We start from the raw sequence: 18,668 nt of genomic DNA, 5'->3' as shown, positions 1-18,668 counted from the left end.
GGCAGGGCCTTGCTTCAAAGAAATTATGGCAGCCACCAGCTACGAATTTGATCGCCCGCCAGAATGAAGCGACTTCAGACTTCGCACCTATCAAGCGGTGCGTAACGATCCGACTCAAATTCGTCGCTGTCTGGAGATAGGCACGGACCTCGGGAGGAGCGTTATGCGGCGACAACGAAGGCGGCTGATCCGGTCGGAGGACCAATTACTCGCAATCATGCGCGCCAATATGCCTTGCGCCGTCTTCATTTGTGACGACGCCGACTACTGCGTGATGACGGTTGATCCGGATAACGACGTTTGCATTCCCTGCGATTACGTCGGACACGTCGTAACAAGGAGTGAAGCGGACCAGTTGCTCGACCGGGCGATCATGGCTTGTTTTGAGAACGATGAGAACGACTTCTTTGCCTTGCCCGTCCGGTTTGGACCATCGGGACGAATGTGGGTGCTGGCCGATGCGCCCTATGCGCCGGGAATGATCGACTATGAAAGCGGGGCAGACGAGCGCGCCTGACGATCATCCGCCCGACGCACTTTCCCTATGGTTCGGCTTGATGGGGACGAGCTTGCCCTTGAGGTCGCGGATGATGTGGGCCGTTATCACGTTGCGCACGAACGCATCCGGCGTGAGGTTCGGGACCAGATCGCCGGACAGACCAAGAAAGCTGCGGTACCCAGTCTCGCTGATAAAGGGCTTGTCACGGTCGACCGCGTGAGCGGCAAAGCCGAGCCACGCCACAACCGACGAGGCGATTCCGAAAATTCCTTCCAGCTCGATGCGGACGCGCATGTCTAGCACCGTAATCTCAAAGCAGCCCGACTGGCCCCATAAGGGCACCTCGCCTTCCCGAGCCCGCGTCTCGCGATCAAGAATGCAGCCCGGCGCATCGGGCCCGGCGAGAATGCCGGGCTCGAACGCGTTGAGCTTTGTGGCAAGCAGGCCCGCCTCGGCGCGAAGCGCCATCGCCTTTGCCGCGTCCGCTGCAAGCATGGCGGCGTGGTGCCGGTCGATCAGGCCACGCATATAGGGCACGGCCTCTTCCAGCGTGTCCGGCAGATGCGCGGCATCGCGCCGCTGCTGCTGATGACCGTTCTGCCTTTCGGCTTCGGCGAGTAGCTCGCCGAAGCCGAGTTGTTCGGAGCTGCGAGCGGTCATGCGGCCTCCGATTGAAGCTGCTGCGGCTGAAGGCCGTGCAGGAAGTCAGTGGCCCGCTGCGCGTGCGATGCGGCGGTGAAGATGGCGCGTTTGTCCCGCTTCAGCACTTCCAGCCAGTTTCCAATGTAGGCGGCGTGATCCTCGCGCACTTCCGGCGTCAGTTCGAGGTCGGCGGACAGGAAGGCGGAGCCGAGTTCGGCCACCAGTTCTTCCATGGCGTAGCCTTCATCGCCCCAGCGCTTGCGCCCGAATTCCCGGTTGAGGCGGGATTCATGGCGGGTCCAGTGGATGGTCTCATGGGCGCGCGTGGCGTAGTAGCTTTCGGGGTCGCGGAAGGCTTCAAAGGGCGGCAGGTCGATACGGTCCTGCGAGATGACGTAGCAGGCCCGGTTGCCGCCGTGATGGGTCTCGGCTCCTGTGGCGGCGAAGAAGGCTTCCGCCCGTTCGGTCCGCTGCACGACGTCGGCGCGTGGCGTGGGCTTGGCGTAGAAGTGATCCGGCAGCCCGTCGACCTGCTCGACGTTAAAGACGGTGTAGCCCTTGAGAAACGGGATTTCGGTTGAGGACTCTTCGCCCGTGGCGGGATCGGTCTCGGTGCGCCGGATGCGGTCGGCATAGACGACGAGGTTGCCCTTCTCTCCCTTGCGGACATGGCCGCCGAGGTCGATCGCCTGTTTGAAGGTCATCCAGACCGGCGCGCAGAAATCGCGCTCCAGGGCGGCCATCCACAGCATCAGGACATTGACGCCCTGATAGGGGATGCCGTTGGCCCGCAGCGGGCGTGTGATACGCCCGGCTGCATGTTGCACGCTCCACGGCTTCAACCATGGCCGCGTGCCCTGTTCCAGCTGGTGGATGATCTGGTCGGTGATGTTTTGATAGAGGTCCTTTTGCATGGTGCCCTCCCTCACGCGACGATTGCGCCGATGCGCTGGGCTTCGGCTGCGTATTCGCTCAAGGTGGCGTTGGCGGTGAATTGCAGATCGCGCTCGACCTTGAGGCCCATGGGGCCGGTCACGCTTTCCAGTTCGGACAGGCGGACGTCGCCGAGCTCGGGGCAGCCGAAGCCGAGGTCACAGAGGCCGAATGCGAGGTCCGGGTCGTCGGGGTTCAATTCGCTGATCAGCCAGACGGCATCGGTCCACGGGCAGAACAGCTTGACTACGGGCTTGAAGTCTTCCGTCTTGCCGTCCTTGCCGATGTGGGCGGCGTTGATGCGGCCGTTTGCGAGTAACTGGTCGATCTGGGATTGAGTGAGTAGTTTCATGATGGTCTCCTTCAGGCATGGGGTGCAGCTGCTGCTGCACCCCTGCCCGTCGGCGAGACCGGGGGTAGCAAGTGCAAGGAGGCTCCGCGCGCGCGACGCCGAGGGTCCGCACGAGGGTCCCCGCTCCTTCTTCAAACTAAAAAATGTGCGGGGAGACGTGCGGAGGCGGCGGCGCGTGCGTGGATGCCTTGCGCGCGCGAGGGGCAGCGCCCCTTAGCACTCACACATGGACGTGCATGGCTTGGCCATGCGCCACAGCGCGCGAGGGATTGAAGCCCGAAGGGCCGAGACCTGGCGCAGCCGGGGCTCGGTTCACGAAAGCCCGGCCCGCGTCAGCGGGCGCGCCCTCCCATGCAATCGCATGCAGAAGGGCATTGCATTTCGGGGACGATGCAGTTGATGCATCAAGCTGAAACAACGGCTTATTTGTCTCGCATCAGGAAACTTGTTTGAAAGAGTGCTTTCGCTTGCGGCAAGGCCTTCGGATGAGTTCAAGTTGACGAAGATCAAACGACTGGAATGGTTCCGGGCCTGCCCGTCATCGATCAGCCCCCCTGCCAAACGCCGCCAGCGGAAAGGGGTTATCATGACCGAAAGCCAACGCATCAATGACGAATTGACGTCTGATACTACTGCCGATCAGGCATTCCAACCGGCCGGGCGGGACCGTCTGTCAGGCGATCCCGAGCAAGCGCGACGTGAGGGCGCCGCTGTCCCTTGTGCGCAGACATGCGCCCGGCCGGACGATTACTCCCAACAGTCGCCATCGGAGCAGAGTGAAGCCGAGACCCTGCCGCCGGATCCGCCGACGCAGAGAAAGCCGCCGATCCCGGAGATGCTTAGCCGTCAGGGTGCAACGGCTCTGGCCGCGCGCCTTGAGAAATACTGGCACGACCAAGGCTACCCCTCGGCACGCTTCTGGGCCGCTCCCATCTCCGAGCGCTTCGACAAGGTCGGCACCTACGAGCTGTATCGCGTGGCCTGCAATCTCATCAACGGATTGCCGCCGCGCTATCGCGAGGACGAGCCTCGCCGCCGCTGATCACTTCAGCTCGCCCTGAAACATTGTGTGAAGCTTCGACTCTTTACGACAGATTCCAATCGCCTGTAGGATTCCATCTGCACGGCATGCCCGCGCGGTTGCGCGGTTCTTTCGAAACACAGATTGGTCAAGCTGCAGGAGGGGCATCATGCCTGGCCTCACACGACGTTGCGTGCTCGAAGGAATGGGTGCGGCGACCCTGATGGCGACGTTGCCATTGGCTATTAAGGCATCGCCCGCGCCCGCAGCGCCTTCAATCGAGACAATATTCGGCACCAAGCGAATGGCGCGGCTGCGCCACGCCTATGGCGTCTGTCCAAAGAACGACTTGCTCTATGTTCCGGAAGCGGTGCTGTTCGACAGCGACGGACGCTTCCGCATCTCTGAGGCTTTTCGCGAGGGATGGCGAGATCTTCTGCTAACCGGCAAGCCGTTCTCGCAGCCGCTCGAACTGGACAAGGTGGAGGATCCGGCCACGGGCGATACATACTGGCAGGGGCAAATCGACGAAGCGGTCGAGCTGGCGTTTCGGCTATTTGGCGCGATCGGGCCCGAGTACCGCAACGCCACCTTGCAATCGGAGCCTTGGCAAGCCTGCTGGTGGCGGGGCGACGGCTGGAAGGAGGCTGGCTGGCCACCTCCGAGAAGCTTCGACTGGCTTAGCTTTGAGCTGCCTTACAGCTGGCGCAACATTCCCTGCTACACGCATCTTCACGAGAACATCGTGTGATACCGCAGACAAGGGAAGATGCCGTGGCCAGCCTTAGCCGGGCAGCGCCCGGTGCCGCCCGGCTCGCGCCGTCAAAGAGCTTCTGGAACGGTGGCACCATGAACGCTGACTCATCGTCGCCGCGCCAATGCGGACCTTCTCGCAACCGGAGAGTCTGATCGATCGGAGGTCGACATGTCGGAACTTGCAAAGCAATTCCCGCCTTCACGCCGCGCAGTCTTGACCGGCCTCGGTGCCGCGGCGCTAACGGCAGCCCTGCCCGCGTTTCCGGCTCCGGCCTTGCGATCCCTCCCCACTCTCGAAGAGGCCTTCGGCGAACGACGGATGGCCTGGCTGATGGAGCTATATCGCAGCCGCTTTCCACCGCTTATTAGCTTGGCTCCCAAAGAAGCGATCTTTGACCGCCCCGGTCATTTTCGGGTGTCGGAAGAGTTTCGGCGGGGCATGACGCAATTCGTGCACGACGGCAAGCCAGTGCAATTTCTGTCGGACGACGACCCGCCGCGCTTCGATGTCACAGACGAGATTACGACGGATCAATCCTCGATCGACGGCATGGTCGAAATCGTGCTCCGCAGAGGCAAGGTCATCCCTCCGGACAGCCAATACATCTTTGCCGACGCAGCCCCGGACTCCACGATAGTGTGGTGGCGTTGGTGGCGAGGTGATGACGGACAACGAATGGGCTGGATAACCAAGCCTCTAAGGCGCTACCCTCGCCCTTACTGGCCTGAGCCGCCGGTGTGAGGTGCGCCGGTCTCGACCGCATGAGTGCGCCGACCAGCGACCGCAATTGCTATCGCTAAAATCAACGGCGACATTCATCGCCCTGAGGTACCGGTGTTGCGGCAACGAGAGTCGGACTGGCCTATTCATGTCGACCGTAATGTTGACCGAACTCGTTCTGTTTCCGTCACACTGGCAATGCCGACCTTATAAGCACAGACTAGCCTGACTTTCGTCAGCAACGCGGATTACCCAACTCACCCTACCCGCGCAGATGCATCTGTCGCCGGTTGCCATATTTCCCGCTCCGGTTGTAGCCTTAGCTGGGACCGAGGCGAATCGAATTGGGGATGGGGCCTCGTTTGGGGGCAAATTTGCGTATTCACAAAGCGACGATCAAGAATTTTCGTCTTCTCGCTGATGTCGACCTAGTTTTGGAAGAGAAAGCCACCGTTATCGTTGGGCGCAATAACAGCGGCAAAACTTCTCTGTCTGAAGTTATGCGACGCTTTCTAGACGAGGGACCAACGACTTTCCAACTGGAGGACTTCTCCAGTGCTTGCTACGACGGGTTCTGTAAGGCTCGCGACGCCGTTAAGAACGGTGATCCGGAGATCATTGTAAGACCTCTTCTGCCGATGATCGAGCTGACGTTAGTCTGCCGCTACGATCCGACCGTCACCGATCTCGGTCCTCTTGCACCCTTTGTCATAGATCTCGATCCCGATTGCTTTGAAGCGAGCATTGTCCTCCGATATGAGCTAAGAGATGGCGCGATAAAGAGCTTTTTCGAGGGACTTACTGACGGCGAGATCGACGCGGATGGACGACTGGTATTCTTTCGCAAGTTACGTGACCGCATTCCAGCCTGCTATGCACTTCGAGTGATTGCGCAAGATCCTAATGATACGAGCAATCAGCGTGAGCTTGGGCAATCTCAGCTACGGCATCTTGTACGAACCGGGTTTATCAACGCTCAACGTGGCCTTGATGACGTAACGACCCGCGAGTCTGATGTCCTCGCAAAGATCCTCGAAACACTCTTCGCCACGGCCACATCTCCGACAGCAGATACGGCGGATCGCCTGATCGCTGATGCCTTAACAACGGCCGTGAGCGATATTCAAGTTCAGATCGACAGCAATTTCAGCGGTCAGCTCAAGACGCTAATGCCGACCCTGCAAAGTTTTGGGTATCCAGGACTTGGTGGACAAGAGCTTCGTACTGAAACGACGCTAAACATCAAATCGCTTTTGTCCAATTTCACGAAAGTCCGTTATGCAGGATATGGCGGCGTCTCACTTCCAGAATCGTACAACGGCCTCGGCGTACGCAATCTTATCTTCATTCTCCTACAACTCGTCGGCTTCTATAGAGCATACAGAGCCGAGGCCACCTCTCCCGGAATGCACGTCGTCTTCATCGAAGAGCCTGAAGCGCACCTCCATCCGCAGATGCAAGAGGTCTTCATCCGACAGCTAGACAAGATTGCTCAGGAGCTGTCAAAAGCCTCAGGCGACAACGTGAGCTGGCCTGTCCAGTTTGTTGTATCAACTCACTCTTCGCACATTGCAAATGCGGCAGGATTTGAATGCATCCGTTATTTCTTGGGAAGCGATGTTCCTGGCGCGGAAGCCGGGATCAGGCAGGCACGAATTAAGGACCTTCGCCAAGGCCTCGCCGGAACAACGGCCTCTGATCGTAAGTTTCTACATCAATACTTAACCCTCACCCGATGCGACCTCTTTTTTGCCGACAAGGCGATTCTTGTCGAGGGGCTCAGCGAGCGCCTTCTTTTACCAATCATTATAGGGAAGCTCGAGGCAATGGACCCGAAGTGTCCGAAGCTGTCGACACAATACCTGACAGTGCTGGAGGTGGGCGGCGCCTACGCTCACCTGTTTTTGCCGTTACTCGATTTCCTTGAACTCAGATCGCTTATCATCACCGATATTGACTCCGTCAAAGTTGCTGGCGGAGCAGCATGCGCCGTGCACGAGGGGACGACTACAAGTAACGCATGCCTAAAGGCTTGGTTTTCCTCCGACACCCCTCTGACTCTCGCAGTCCTATCGAGCAAAGCAGATGCTGATAAAATCAAAGGCCGCAATAGGGTGGCCTACCAATGCGCAGAAACACTAGATGGACCATGTGGGAGAACCTTTGAAGACGCGTTTATCCTAGCAAACGCTGCCGCATTTAGCATCACCGGAAGTACGGCGAACGAGCTGGCAACCGCCGCAAGAGAAAAGGCGTCCTCATTCAAGAAGTCGGAATTTGCGCTCAAGCACGCCATCGAAGATCACACATGGATCGCCCCCCGGTACATAATCGACGGGGTACGCTGGCTTGCAAACGACCTTCCACCGCCTCAAGACCCTGCCTTGGCTCTCGCGGTCGCAGCAATCCCCTCGAACACAGGGGCTCCAAATGCCTGATGTGGTGTCCCCCGCCGAGCAAGCCAGCCAAGAAGCCCTCGCAAACATGTATGAATGCCTAAAGGGCGGCCAGAGTTTCCGCCTTGAGGCCGGTGCTGGAGCTGGAAAAACATATTCTCTCGTAAAAGCTCTGATGTATCTTTCCGAGCGCCACCATCGAGATCTGACGCGCAAGAACCAACAGATTGCGTGCATAACTTTTACTAACGTCGCGAAGGACGAAATCAACGCACGAACCGATCGAAGTCCGGTGATTTACTGCGACACTAACCACGCCTTCTGCTGGTCCTTGATCCAGGGATTTCAAAAGCAGCTCAGGTCTCACCTGTCCGACAGTCCGGTCTGGCAGGAAAGGATCGCAGAAGCTGGCGGTCTTGGGTCTCGCTCAATCGAGTACAGTCTAGGTCATCGATCGATCAAGGAGCACTCCATTTCGCTGGGACACGAAGATATTCTTCCGCTTTCAATCAAACTGATGGAGAATGAAAAATTTCGACGATTAATGTCCGCCCGTTTTCCAATCATTCTTATCGATGAGTATCAAGACACGGATTCCGATTGGATCCAGGCGATTAAGAACCACTATCTCGGAAAGGATGCGGCTCCGCTCTTCGGCTTCTTTGGCGACCACTGGCAAAAGATCTATGGAAATGGGTGCGGCACCATCGATCACCCGGCAATAACTGTAATTGGTAAGAAGGCCAACTTCCGATCGGTCAAAACGATTGTTGATTGTCTCAATCGTATGCGACCGGATCTGCCTCAGTTTGTATCAGATCCAGACGCGCTTGGCGACGTACGTGTAATCCACAGCAATGCTTGGATTGGCGATCGTCAGGCAGGCGCTCATTGGGGCGGAGATCTTCCGTCTGATGTCGGCCACGCTCTGCTTCAACGAGTAAAGCACGACTTAACTGAAAGCGGATGGGACTTTTCTGCTGCGAAGACGAAAGTCCTAATGCTTACACATCGTCTACTCGCCAGTGAGCAGGGTTACTCCAGTCTCCCCGGCACCTTTCGATATAACGAGTCCTTCACTAAGAAGGAGCATCCCCTCATAGCCTTTTTAGTCGACGAACTGGAGCCTGCTTGCGATGCCTTCTTGCAACGGCGCTATGGAGAGATGTTCTCTTCCTTAAATCGCGCCGTCCCTCTGCTCAACCGCCATGCTGACAAAGTTTCGTGGTCCCGCGCGATGAACTCTCTTGTGGAACTTCGACAGAATGGCACGGTTGGGGATATCGTTGATCATCTTCGCCAAGTAAAGCACCCGCGTCTTCCCGACGCTTTGATTGAGCGAGACAGCCAGGCACAAGTCGTTGCTGCGTCCCAAGAGGAGGACGTCCCTCCAGCAACAGTCGAATGGAACAAGCTTCGCGCTGTTCAGTATCAGGAGATTATCTCCCTTCGCAGCTACCTATCTGGATTTTCTCCTTTTGAAACAAAGCATGGAGTGAAGGGAGCCGAATTCGAGAACGTGTTGGTTGTAATCGGCCGCGGCTGGAATCAGTACAATTTTGGGGAGATGCTAGAATTGGCTCAAGCACCGCAGGTGCCGCCCGCCAAAGCAGCAATGTTCGAGCGGAACAGGAACTTATTCTACGTCGCGTGTTCTCGTCCCAAGCGTCGTCTTGCGCTGCTATTCACGCAGAAGCTTTCCGACGCTGCACTGGGAACGTTATCGTCCTGGTTTGGCCCAGACACGATTCAGCCCGCTGAATTCCCGGTCTAAGTATGAACTCGCTTGACCTCTCCCACGCATCGCATCTTCGTAATGCCCTCCTTGCCCTCAATCCGTCTGGCCCAGACGGTTTTGAAGGTCTCTTGGGAATCGTCTTAGGGGCTGTCACCGGACAATCTTTTCGACTTGCGCGGTCAGGGTCGCAAAGAGGTCGAGACGGAGAGTCAGCGTTCGACAGCGGCGCGACTTACTTCGAGGGCAAGCGGTATAACGACAGTCCGTCGAAAGCCGATATAGCGGCCAAGCTCTACGACCTTGAGGCCGACGATCAAGGTCAGGTTGATCTCTGGATCTTAGGAGCGACTTGCGAGATATCCGCACAGGCAGTCAGCGATCTGCGCAACTGGACATCCCGCATCGGAATAGGGGCATTTGTCCTCGATTGGTCAGATAATGATCTCGGCAGCTTACTCGTTGCGATACTCGCCGCCGACGAAGATGCAAAGACTTTTTTGCGGAACAACTTGGACGGGACAGTCAACCACCATATGGTTGGACCAGCACTATTGGCAATCGAGCATTTTAAACGTCACTCCCACTATCACAGTCGGCTCACAACGCTTCGCGATGCCTTATCAACGGAATCAGTCGGCTTGGGACAAGCAAAGGTCGCCAATTACGATTGGATGTCCACCGCCCTATCTGGCAAAGAGCGCGCACGAGCTCGATTCGGCCAACCATTAGCTCCACTAGACCAAAGCAACAGTAGCCCTACCAAGGCGCGTCCGTTGGAGCACTATCTGCAGACAGCCTTCAATGGAGCGCCCTCCAGTGCAATTTACGCAGTGATTGGCGAGGAAGGAGTTGGCAAATCATGGCTAGCTGTCATGAGCTGGCTAGCTTGCTCCCCTCGTTCACTGCTCCTATTCTGTCCAGCGGACGAGTTCGCCCAAGGCGAGATCAAGCGCGATTTCGAGGGATGGATTATCGATCTACTAATTCAGCAGACCTCCGGTCAACGCAGAGACGCCGAACGTAACCGATGGCGCCGCCGGTTACGCGGGTGGCGCAACAACCCCGCTCCCACCAACGTTCGCCTTACACTTGTCGTCGATGGTCTAAATCAGATCTTAAAAATTGATTGGGCGAGATGGCTAGACTTCGCCGCAAGCGAGCTCAGAGCTTTGGGCGGCTGCCTCGTTATGACCACGCGGTCGAGCCACTGGGGAGACCTTCGCAACCTGCTCTCTTCCAGCTTCACGCCCGTAACTGTCGTCAACTGGACTGAGGCGGAGCTGCGCGATCTATTGCAAGGTCAGAATGTCGACTTTTCGCATATCCATAATGATGTGTTCCAGACACTTCGCAATCCGCGAATATTCGGGATCGCAACGGACCTACTTGGCAGACGCGACATAGAGAGTTTCGACGAAATTAGCGTCGGACGACTTATGTTCGAACACATGAGAAAGGCGCAAGGCACGGGCGCTGCAAATCTGTCGGGGCGGGATTTCGCCGAAGTCCTCAGAAGCCTCGCGGACCAAATGCTGAAGCGCAAGCAAGCTGACCAGACTGACGACCTACGTCTTTTTGACGCGTCTCAGCAGCGGAACCTAGAGGCCATCTCTTCTCTCCGCTTCTTTTCTGCTATCGCCGGTACCGCTTCGTCTTATTCAATTCGGGACGAGGGACTTACTCTTGCACTGGCACTTTGGCTGATCGATGCGCTTCAAAGGGAGCACAGAAACCATCGCTCACTCGTCGACCGATTGGAAGCAATCCTGGAGCCTATCGCCGCCTTGGATGAAGCTGCGCAGGTTGTCTTTCTTGCAGTGCAGGCCGCGTGCTTGGATGACGCAGTTTTCCTGGAGGTTAAGTCCTGCCTGCTTGAGCACTTTGTCTTCCTTCAGAACCTGCCACAGTACGAAGAGGCTCAGTTTGCGGCGTTGGTCCGGACGGCTCCGCAAGCGTTCCTTATCGCAAGTGAGCATTCCTACACCGCCAACAAGCACGTCCAGAACAGGAATTGGCTCTTTCACGCTCTGCTAGTGAATCGTGAGGAGCTGGCCGTTCGGGATGCGACCTCAAAGGCGCTGAAGAGGTGGCTTTCGTATTATTCTCTTGCTCCCGAACGATCCATGTTCATGGTACATGGCCGTGAACCGACGGAACAGGTAGCAGAGGAACGGCGAAAGCGGCAGCGCGAAATCGAAGCAAAGATCGCGTCACTTACATCGGTTGAGCGCGCTTTCGTTTCGCATAACCTCATTGAGTACGATTATCACCATTTCGACGATTTGACCCTCGTCAGTTTCTATCTTCTTGCCGGGATGCCATTGGCTGAATTCGCTTCGGCGTTGGTACGCTGGAGTTTCTCCGATGCTTTGAATTCGCCTGCCAACTCACCTAGTAAAGAGTTTCGACAACTTGTGAGATTTAACCAGGTGGATTGGCAGGCCACTCGGTCTGCTTTACTTAGCGAGATCGGCGCGCTCCCATCTGCCACGTCATCCTCGGTGGCACAATGGTCTCGTGTGGAGGTTCTTCGCTCCACAGGCGACTTGAACGATGCCCGGGAGGCAGACGACCTCGCGAAATGGCTGACGCGCGACCGCCCTCACTTTCCCGGCTGGTCATTGCTCAAGACTTACTGCGATGTGGACCCATGCGACCCAGTCGCGGTCGAGCCTGTCAATGTCGGAGATACCGCATCAAAGTATAGAAAAATCAATCCTTCGAGCCTTGCATGCCACATGGGACAAGGGCCGGAGGATCATTTTTTCACCATGGCACGCGCGGGTGTCACGCGCTTCCATCCGTCGGATGCACTGTTTGTCCACCGCGGGTTAGCAGCCGACGTGCTTTCTCGAAAGGGACTTGCCCGACGCCAAGGCGTGATTGCGTTGCTTGAGCATAGCAGCGTGATTACTCAACAGCAGGCACAAGAATTCCTCTCGTCAGGTCAATCTAGCGTGGGCAAACTCGACGGCTCAGATGGACAACGCGATGAGTGGCTTACTGGGCAATACTCACTAATGCTGGCCTGTCCCCACCACACCCCTGATCAGATGCTACTCGCGGTTCCTGAGATCCAATCCGGGCCTCTCCTCCTTGACCTACTGCATAGTTTTCGGCCTGCCTCTGTGACGGTTGTTGACTCTGTTCTTGAACAGGCTTTCGACCGTGGCGACCACGTTGCAACTGCGAATGTTCTGGCTGCACTACATTACTCTGGAACGACGCTTTCATCGCGTTCATGTCAGATTGTATTGAAGCTAATTCAGTCGCCAGATCGCTCGGTTCGAGTACAAGCTCTGGCAATTGCAGCTTCGTCAGACGAACCTTCGTTGCTCGAAGCAGCCATCAAATCCAATTGGCGGAACTCCGAGGATAGTTTTGAGACATGGTACGGCTCTTCGGCGATTCTTGAAGCAGCCAAGCGTCATCTGATTGACGCCGACAAGACAGTAGAAGAGATTGATATTACACACCTGGGCTACGCCGTTCAGACCCTCGGAAAAGAGGTGGCACCTACGGCCGTGGCACGGATCGATGGCGCACTAAGGGCGGCCCTAGGCCGCAATCTTGATCGAAACCTTCCGGAAATTACAACGGAATGTCTGAATAGCTCGGTATTCGGCCCTCCCGGTATTTCAGTGAGGCAACGCAAGCCAGCAGGTCTCCGCGCGCAGTTGGATTGGGCCGCTGAGTCAGATTCTTCCTATAACGAACGGCAGAAGAAGTTACAAATTCAGGCTAAACAGTTTTTCGACGAGCTCCGTGCTGAGGATGCATCTCTTGTTCTTGCGGATCTGTCCGACGAAGGCATCATTGCACTGGTAGATGCCGACCTTGACGCAGCGATGCGCTGGTTGGCATCACTTGGCTCATCAAACGATATCCAACTGCGTCACGCCCATCGGTTTGCTGTCCAACTCTCGGTTGCGCTCGCTCGCCATGGGGTAGGGACAGCGAATGATATGCTGCAACGATTGAGTAGGCTCTCGCCTATTGTCGCGCGCGTCAATGGTATTGCGAAAGTACCATGTGATGCACTCACCGTCTGGCGGAGTGCAGCTTCAACTAGCATTGCGCCCGTTTGTAAGGCTCGCTTGAAATCGGTCTTCAGCGACGCCGGCTTAGCGCTGGAGATCGCAGCAGCCATCAGCTGCGGTGGAACCGCCCTTGTTGAAGAAGGCGTGGATGAGCTACTTGCCGCCGGTAAACCGACAGATGTTTGCCGCGCCTTGACGATCTCAGGATTTTCAGACGGTAGTTCGCATGCTGATGCAGTATTGACACAGTTTGTCGATGCAAGCGGGTTTATCGGCATTGCACGACGGTCAGCTCAAATAGCATACGAACGGAATGAATGGTCCAAGCATTGGTATAAACGAATGAAGGCAGCGAAGACGGCCACAGAGTTTTGGGAGGCATCTGTTCTCTTTGTCAAAATTGTTGATGCTCGATTTATCATTTGGAGAGACAGCTTCGGAACAGGATCCGACGTTTTCTTGGCATGTTTCCCGGCGCTATTGCGGAAGATCGAGAATCGTATTGAGAGATGGCAAGACAAACGCCGTGATAAGTTGTTCGGCGATGACGTACCGAGCCGCTTTATCCTCGCGGACTGGAACTAGTTGGCAATCGAGCAGCCCTCTTTTGTCTTGATCTATCAATACTTGTTCAGAAGAAATTGACTATCCGCGCATGTGTAACCTCTACAGCCTCACCAAGGGGCAGGCCGCGATCATCGCGTTCACGCGGGCCATCCGTGACATCACCGGCAATCTCCCGCCGATGCCGGGCGTGTTTCCGGATTACTCGGCACCTATAGTCCGCAACGCTCCGGATGGCGTACGCGAGCTTGCCCGCGCTCGGTGGGGCATGCCTTCATCCCAGCTCGCCTTGATGGAAGCGACCAAGAAGCGCGCGGCGAAGCTGGAGGCGAAGGGCAAGGCTGTCGACTTTAAGGAGCTGCTGCGGATGGAGCCTGACAGCGGCACCACCAATATCCGCAACACGACCAGCAAGCATTGGAAGCGTTGGCTCGGTGTCGAGAACCGTTGCGTCGTGCCCTTCACTTCTTTCAGCGAGTTCAACAAGGCGGAAGGCGGCGACATCTGGTTTGCTTTGGATGAAAGCCGACCTCTCGCGGTCTTTGCAGGAATCTGGACGAATTGGACCTCGGTCCGAAAGGTCAAGGAAGGCGAGACGACAAATGACGTCTTCGGCTTTCTGACCACCGCCCCCAATAACGTCGTTGCCCCAATCCACCCCAAGGCAATGCCGCTTATCCTGACCGAGCCGGTCCAAATCGAAACCTGGCTGACCGCACCTGCGGATGAGGCTATCAGACTCCAGCGCCCATTGCCCAATGACGCTCTTAGAATTGTCGCTCGCGGTGTTAAAGAAGATGGCTGCGGAGACTAGAAGGGCTATTCAGGCCCGTCGTTTTTCGCTTCGCCGCCCGTTTTGGCACCCACGAGCAACGCAGGCCGAGAATTCTTGCGCGCCCCGGACGCAAGCTCCTGTAATTAAATGGATTCTGACGTCGATTGCCCGGTGCAAAACTGGCTCGATGGTGACGATTCTTTGTTGCTCGATGCCGCCATTCCGTAGATGAAATGTGGTTGGCCGTTCGCGACCAAGACGGAAATGGACTGGCATGAGGCTCATCAAGAATGCAGGCAATGACCGAGTGATCGACGAGCTTCGTCGCTCACTCACCAGCGGCGCAGCAATGGACGTAGCTTCATCTGAGTTGTCTCTGCATGCGTTCGGCGAGCTATCGAAACCTCTTGCAGCAATCGACAGAAGCCGCGCGATCATACCGGCCTTGCTCGATTTGGAATCTGCACTGCTGGGCGGCGAGTCCGAGCGACCTTTCCGCAACAAGCTGGGCGCGCGCGCCCTTGCGCTGCAATTTTCCAAATGGCTGGAGACAAAGGTCGAGGTACGCGCAACGCCGAAGTCTCTGCCCCAGTCCTTCTTTGGACTGAGTGACGCCGAACACCGGCGCATCATCACAGGCCATTGCCCGTTCACGACAGACGGACTTGGGCTCACACCGTCCGACCAGGTCTCTCTGATCCAATTCACGGAAGAGTCGAGCGAAATCGCAAACCTGAATGAGTGGTTCGAGCAGGTCTGGAACAGTTTGCCACCATCGTCTGCCACTAAGGACGCAATTCTCGACCGGTTGAAGGTGCTCACTGAACACAACGCGCCGAGCACGGTTTACTTCTTGATGCTCTTTCATCTCTTCAGGGATTTGGAAGAGCAACTGGACGAAGACAAGATCGTCAAATCGGGCACCGGCATCCGCGAGAGCGTCGTCTGGAAGAAGCTCTTCAAATTCCAGCGGGACGGAGTGATCGGTGCAATTGACAAGCTGGAGCGTTACGGCGGCTGCATCATCGCCGATAGCGTCGGCCTTGGTAAGACGTTTGAGGCCCTTGCCGTCATTAAGTATTACGAGCTGCGCAATGACCGCGTGCTCGTGCTCTGCCCCAAACGGCTCCGGGATAACTGGACGCTCTACAAATCGAACGACCGGCGCAATAGCCTTGGTGCGGATCGGCTGCACTATGACGTGCTCAATCATACCGACCTTTCTCGCGACGCGGGCATGTCGGGCGACATCGACCTGAGCCATATCAATTGGGGCAATTACGATCTCGTCGTCATCGACGAGTCCCATAACTTCCGGAACAAACCGACCCACAAGGATCGCGAGACCCGGTACGACCGTCTAATGCAGTGGGTCATTAAGTCTGGCGTCAAAACGCGCGTGCTGATGCTCTCGGCGACGCCCGTCAACAACCGCCTAGCGGACCTTAAGAACCAGATCGCCTTCGTGACCGAAGGCGTCGATACGGCACTTGCCGGGCACAGCATCCCCAGCATCGAGGCGACCACACGGCTTGCGCAAGCGCAGTTCAATCGCTGGCTGGAGCTGCCCGAGAACGAACGTAAGCCAGCCCGTCTAATCGACATGCTCGGCTTCGACTACTTTAAGCTTCTCGACCTGCTCACGATTGCGCGGTCGCGTAAGCACATCGAGAAGTATTACGGCACCAAAGAAACCGGCAAATTCCCGAGGCGGCTTGCGCCGATCAACGTGAAGGCGGATGTAGATCGAGCTGGCGAGTTCAGATCCATCCGAGACATAAACAACGAAATCCGCCGCCTGAATTTGAGTGCCTACGCGCCTCTAAAATACGTTCTGCCACACAAACAGAATGCGTACGACGAGAAATACAGCACCAAGCTCAGCGGTGGACAGCGCGTCTTCAAACAGGCTGACCGCGAGCAGAGCCTCATCCACCTGCTTCGGGTCAACATTTTGAAGCGAATGGAGAGTGCGGTCACGTCTTTCGCCCTCACGTTGGAGCGTCAGCTCGCGGACGTAGAGGCGATGCTCGCCAAGATTGACGCCCATGAGGACTCCGTGGACGAGCTATCAATCGACGATATCGAGGTGGACGACCCACACTTCGAAGCGCTTCTCGTTGGCCGAAATGTCAAAGTACTGCTTCAGGATGTAGACCGCGTGCGCTGGCGTCAGGACTTGGTCGAAGACCGGGACCGTCTCAAAACGCTTCTGAGCGCCGCACGCCAAGTATTACCAGCGCGTGATGACAAGCTAGACCGCCTCAAGACTCTCATCGCTGAAAAGGTCCGCCAGCCGCTCAATCCCGGCAACAAGAAGATCATCGTCTTCACCGCGTTCGCCGATACCGCACAATACCTGTTCCAGCAGCTCTCCGATTGGGCGCTGGACGAGCTTGGACTTCATAGCGCCTTGGTGACTGGCGCAGGTCGCAACAAGACGACCTTGCCGGAAAAGCGCACCGATTTGACCAGCATTCTCACGGCCTTCTCACCGCGCTCTAAAGAGCGACCCGAAGAGCTGGCTTCTGAAGGTGATATCGACCTTCTGATCGCAACCGACTGTATCTCCGAAGGCCAGAACCTTCAGGACTGCGACTACCTCGTGAATTACGACATTCACTGGAATCCGGTGCGTATTATCCAACGCTTCGGACGGATAGATCGCATCGGCTCTCCAAACGAGGCGATCCAGCTGGTCAATTTCTGGCCAAACATCGAACTGGAGGAATACATCAACCTGGAGCAGCGCGTCAGCGGACGCATGGTCCTACTCGATATCTCAGCGACGGGCGAAGAGAACCTGATCGAACAACAATCAGGCAACCCGATGAACGACCTGGAATACCGCCGCCAGCAGCTGATGAAGCTTCAGGAGGCGGTTATCGATCTCGAGGATTTGTCGAGCGGCGTGTCGATTGCCGACCTCACCCTCAATGACTTCCGCATCGACCTCGCTGAATTCCTAAGATCGCATCCGTCCAAGCTGAAGCGTCTGCCATTCGGTTCGTTCGCGGTAGCGACGGCTAATTCAGCCGACCTACTGCCGCCCGGAGTAGTGTTCTGTCTGCGGGCTGTTGGCGAAGCCGCGATCAAGGGCATTGAGCCGGGCTACCCTTTAAGCCCCCACTACCTTGTGCATGTCGGCGACGACGGGGTCGTGCACCTGCCCTACACCCAAGCCAAGATCGTTCTCGACCGTCTCAAGAAACGCTGCATCGACGCGGACGAAGTCGATACGCAAGCCTGCGGCGTATTCGACCGGGCCACGCGTAGCGGCGAAAACATGACCGCCATACAGAAGCAGTTGGCAGCAGCAGTGGCGTCCATCACCGGCAAGAAGGAGGAGCGCGCAGTAGCGAGCCTCTTCAGCCCGGGCGGAACACACGCTCAAAAGGGTGAATTTGCGGGCATCAATGACTTCGAGGTGGTCGCATATCTTGCTGTTATGCCCGCGGATGGCCACGCATCATGAGCATGCAGGACATGATCGCAGCTCTCGCCCTGCCAGCGGACAGCCGCGTCGATCAGCGGGTGCCCAAGAAGCTGTTCCTCGAACAGGGCGCGCCGACCGCAGCAGATAAACGCATCATCCAAGAGGGCATCGAGGATATCTTTTGGGTGGCGTCGCTCAAGCCCGCCAATATCGGCGTTCCTGCCTTTAAGGATGAGGCTAGGGAATATGTCGAGATCGCCGTTCTCTCAGGAACACTTCGCGCCGACGCGAAGACCACGCGGCTGATCGAACTTATTCACCGCGCCGTCCCTTATCCGGTGCTGCTGGTATCCGCACAGACAGGCCTTGCGACCGTCTCACTGGCTCATAAGCGGGCCTCGCAAGCGCAAGCCACCGCCGTTGTCATCGACGGGGCAATCGTGGCCTCTGGTCTTGAGACCGAATCGAAGAGCTTCGAGGCCCCCTTTCTTGCGCACCTGCCGCTAGCCAAGCAACCCGGTCAAAGCCTCTGGAGCGTTTATCAGGGCTGGATCGACTGCGTGCAGGCTCTTGCAGTTGCACGCTTGACGGGCCGGTACGCGCTGACCCAAACTGCGGACGAGGCGGCTGCCCGGCAGACGGCTCTTGAAAACCACATGCGCATTACGCGTGAGATCGCCGGGCTGCGTGCGAAAGCCGCCAAGGAAAAACAGATCAACCGCCGCGTGGATCTCAACCTCGCCATTCAAGGGCTTGAGGAAGAACTCCGCGCTGCGGCCAATAGGCTTTGAGGGG

General features: G+C 57.0%; 13 protein-coding genes. 10 read left to right on the top strand and 3 right to left on the bottom strand.

What is annotated here, in order from left to right; all coding sequences use genetic code 11:
• Positions 1–163 precede the first annotated feature (163 nt).
• The gene (locus LRC39_RS04045) at positions 164–517 is read left to right on the top strand and encodes a hypothetical protein (protein ID WP_346296425.1); all 354 of its coding nucleotides are present in this window, start codon (positions 164–166) and stop codon (positions 515–517) included.
• Positions 518–520: 3 nt separating this feature from the next.
• Here LRC39_RS04045 and LRC39_RS04040 read toward each other — a convergent pair whose 3' ends face one another.
• From LRC39_RS04040 to LRC39_RS04030, 3 genes are read right to left on the bottom strand one after another with little or no spacing between them, the layout of a single operon-like run.
• Positions 521–1,159, bottom strand: a complete 639-nt coding sequence (locus LRC39_RS04040) for a hypothetical protein (protein WP_346296424.1) — start codon at positions 1,157–1,159, stop codon at positions 521–523.
• Positions 1,156–2,055, bottom strand: coding sequence for an ArdC family protein (locus LRC39_RS04035; protein ID WP_346296423.1), 900 nt, complete (start codon positions 2,053–2,055; stop codon positions 1,156–1,158). Before LRC39_RS04035 ends, LRC39_RS04040 begins: the two co-directional genes overlap by 4 nt.
• Before the next feature lie 11 nt (positions 2,056–2,066).
• On the bottom strand, positions 2,067–2,426 hold the full coding sequence (locus tag LRC39_RS04030; protein WP_346296422.1) for a DUF2958 domain-containing protein: 360 nt from the start codon (positions 2,424–2,426) through the stop codon (positions 2,067–2,069).
• 496 nt (positions 2,427–2,922) lie between these two features.
• Here LRC39_RS04030 and LRC39_RS04025 point away from each other — a divergent pair, with 496 nt between their 5' ends.
• The 9 genes from LRC39_RS04025 (at position 2,923) to LRC39_RS03985 (ending at position 18,664) form a co-directional block, all read left to right on the top strand.
• Positions 2,923–3,468 carry a hypothetical protein gene (locus LRC39_RS04025; protein WP_346296421.1) on the top strand — a complete coding sequence of 182 codons (546 nt, stop codon included), beginning with the start codon at positions 2,923–2,925 and terminating at the stop codon, positions 3,466–3,468.
• Between the two features lie 148 nt (positions 3,469–3,616).
• Positions 3,617–4,198, top strand: a complete 582-nt coding sequence (locus LRC39_RS04020; protein WP_346296420.1) for a hypothetical protein — start codon at positions 3,617–3,619, stop codon at positions 4,196–4,198.
• Between the two features lie 174 nt (positions 4,199–4,372).
• Complete coding sequence (locus LRC39_RS04015; RefSeq protein ID WP_346296419.1) at positions 4,373–4,945, top strand: hypothetical protein; 573 nt, start codon at positions 4,373–4,375, stop codon at positions 4,943–4,945.
• Between the two features lie 353 nt (positions 4,946–5,298).
• Positions 5,299–7,362, top strand: a complete 2,064-nt coding sequence (locus LRC39_RS04010; protein ID WP_346296418.1) for an ATP-dependent nuclease — start codon at positions 5,299–5,301, stop codon at positions 7,360–7,362.
• On the top strand, positions 7,355–9,094 hold the full coding sequence (locus LRC39_RS04005) for a UvrD-helicase domain-containing protein (RefSeq protein ID WP_346296417.1): 1,740 nt from the start codon (positions 7,355–7,357) through the stop codon (positions 9,092–9,094). The genes LRC39_RS04010 and LRC39_RS04005 overlap by 8 nt, the downstream gene beginning before the upstream one ends.
• A gap of 2 nt (positions 9,095–9,096) precedes the next feature.
• Positions 9,097–13,683 carry a hypothetical protein gene (locus LRC39_RS04000; protein ID WP_346296416.1) on the top strand — a complete coding sequence of 1,529 codons (4,587 nt, stop codon included), beginning with the start codon at positions 9,097–9,099 and terminating at the stop codon, positions 13,681–13,683.
• 70 nt (positions 13,684–13,753) lie between these two features.
• On the top strand, positions 13,754–14,476 hold the full coding sequence (locus LRC39_RS03995) for an SOS response-associated peptidase (protein WP_346296415.1): 723 nt from the start codon (positions 13,754–13,756) through the stop codon (positions 14,474–14,476).
• A gap of 235 nt (positions 14,477–14,711) precedes the next feature.
• On the top strand, positions 14,712–17,912 hold the full coding sequence (locus LRC39_RS03990) for a helicase-related protein (protein ID WP_346296414.1): 3,201 nt from the start codon (positions 14,712–14,714) through the stop codon (positions 17,910–17,912).
• A complete protein-coding gene (locus tag LRC39_RS03985; RefSeq protein WP_346296413.1) occupies positions 17,909–18,664 on the top strand; it encodes a DUF4391 domain-containing protein in 756 nt (251 codons plus the stop codon). Before LRC39_RS03990 ends, LRC39_RS03985 begins: the two co-directional genes overlap by 4 nt.
• Positions 18,665–18,668: the final 4 nt, after the last annotated feature.

The sequence above is a fragment of the Rhodopseudomonas sp. P1 genome (assembly GCF_039642825.1).
GTDB lineage: Bacteria > Pseudomonadota > Alphaproteobacteria > Rhizobiales > Xanthobacteraceae > Rhodopseudomonas > Rhodopseudomonas palustris_H.
Note: the sequence above shows the minus strand (reverse complement) of the source record. Positions and strands in the feature narration are given on the sequence as shown.

Bases quoted from the DNA above. Each gene is read 5' to 3' on its own strand.
- LRC39_RS04045 (WP_346296425.1), top strand. From the start codon at position 164: ATGCGGCGACAACGAAGGCGGCTGATCCGGTCGGAGGACCAATTACTC.
- LRC39_RS04040 (WP_346296424.1), bottom strand. From the start codon at position 1,159: ATGACCGCTCGCAGCTCCGAACAACTCGGCTTCGGCGAGCTACTCGCC.
- LRC39_RS04035 (WP_346296423.1), bottom strand. From the start codon at position 2,055: ATGCAAAAGGACCTCTATCAAAACATCACCGACCAGATCATCCACCAG.
- LRC39_RS04030 (WP_346296422.1), bottom strand. From the start codon at position 2,426: ATGAAACTACTCACTCAATCCCAGATCGACCAGTTACTCGCAAACGGC.
- LRC39_RS04020 (WP_346296420.1), top strand. From the start codon at position 3,617: ATGCCTGGCCTCACACGACGTTGCGTGCTCGAAGGAATGGGTGCGGCG.
- LRC39_RS04015 (WP_346296419.1), top strand. From the start codon at position 4,373: ATGTCGGAACTTGCAAAGCAATTCCCGCCTTCACGCCGCGCAGTCTTG.
- LRC39_RS04005 (WP_346296417.1), top strand. From the start codon at position 7,355: ATGCCTGATGTGGTGTCCCCCGCCGAGCAAGCCAGCCAAGAAGCCCTC.
- LRC39_RS04000 (WP_346296416.1), top strand. From the start codon at position 9,097: ATGAACTCGCTTGACCTCTCCCACGCATCGCATCTTCGTAATGCCCTC.
- LRC39_RS03995 (WP_346296415.1), top strand. From the start codon at position 13,754: ATGTGTAACCTCTACAGCCTCACCAAGGGGCAGGCCGCGATCATCGCG.
- LRC39_RS03990 (WP_346296414.1), top strand. From the start codon at position 14,712: ATGAGGCTCATCAAGAATGCAGGCAATGACCGAGTGATCGACGAGCTT.
- LRC39_RS03985 (WP_346296413.1), top strand. From the start codon at position 17,909: ATGAGCATGCAGGACATGATCGCAGCTCTCGCCCTGCCAGCGGACAGC.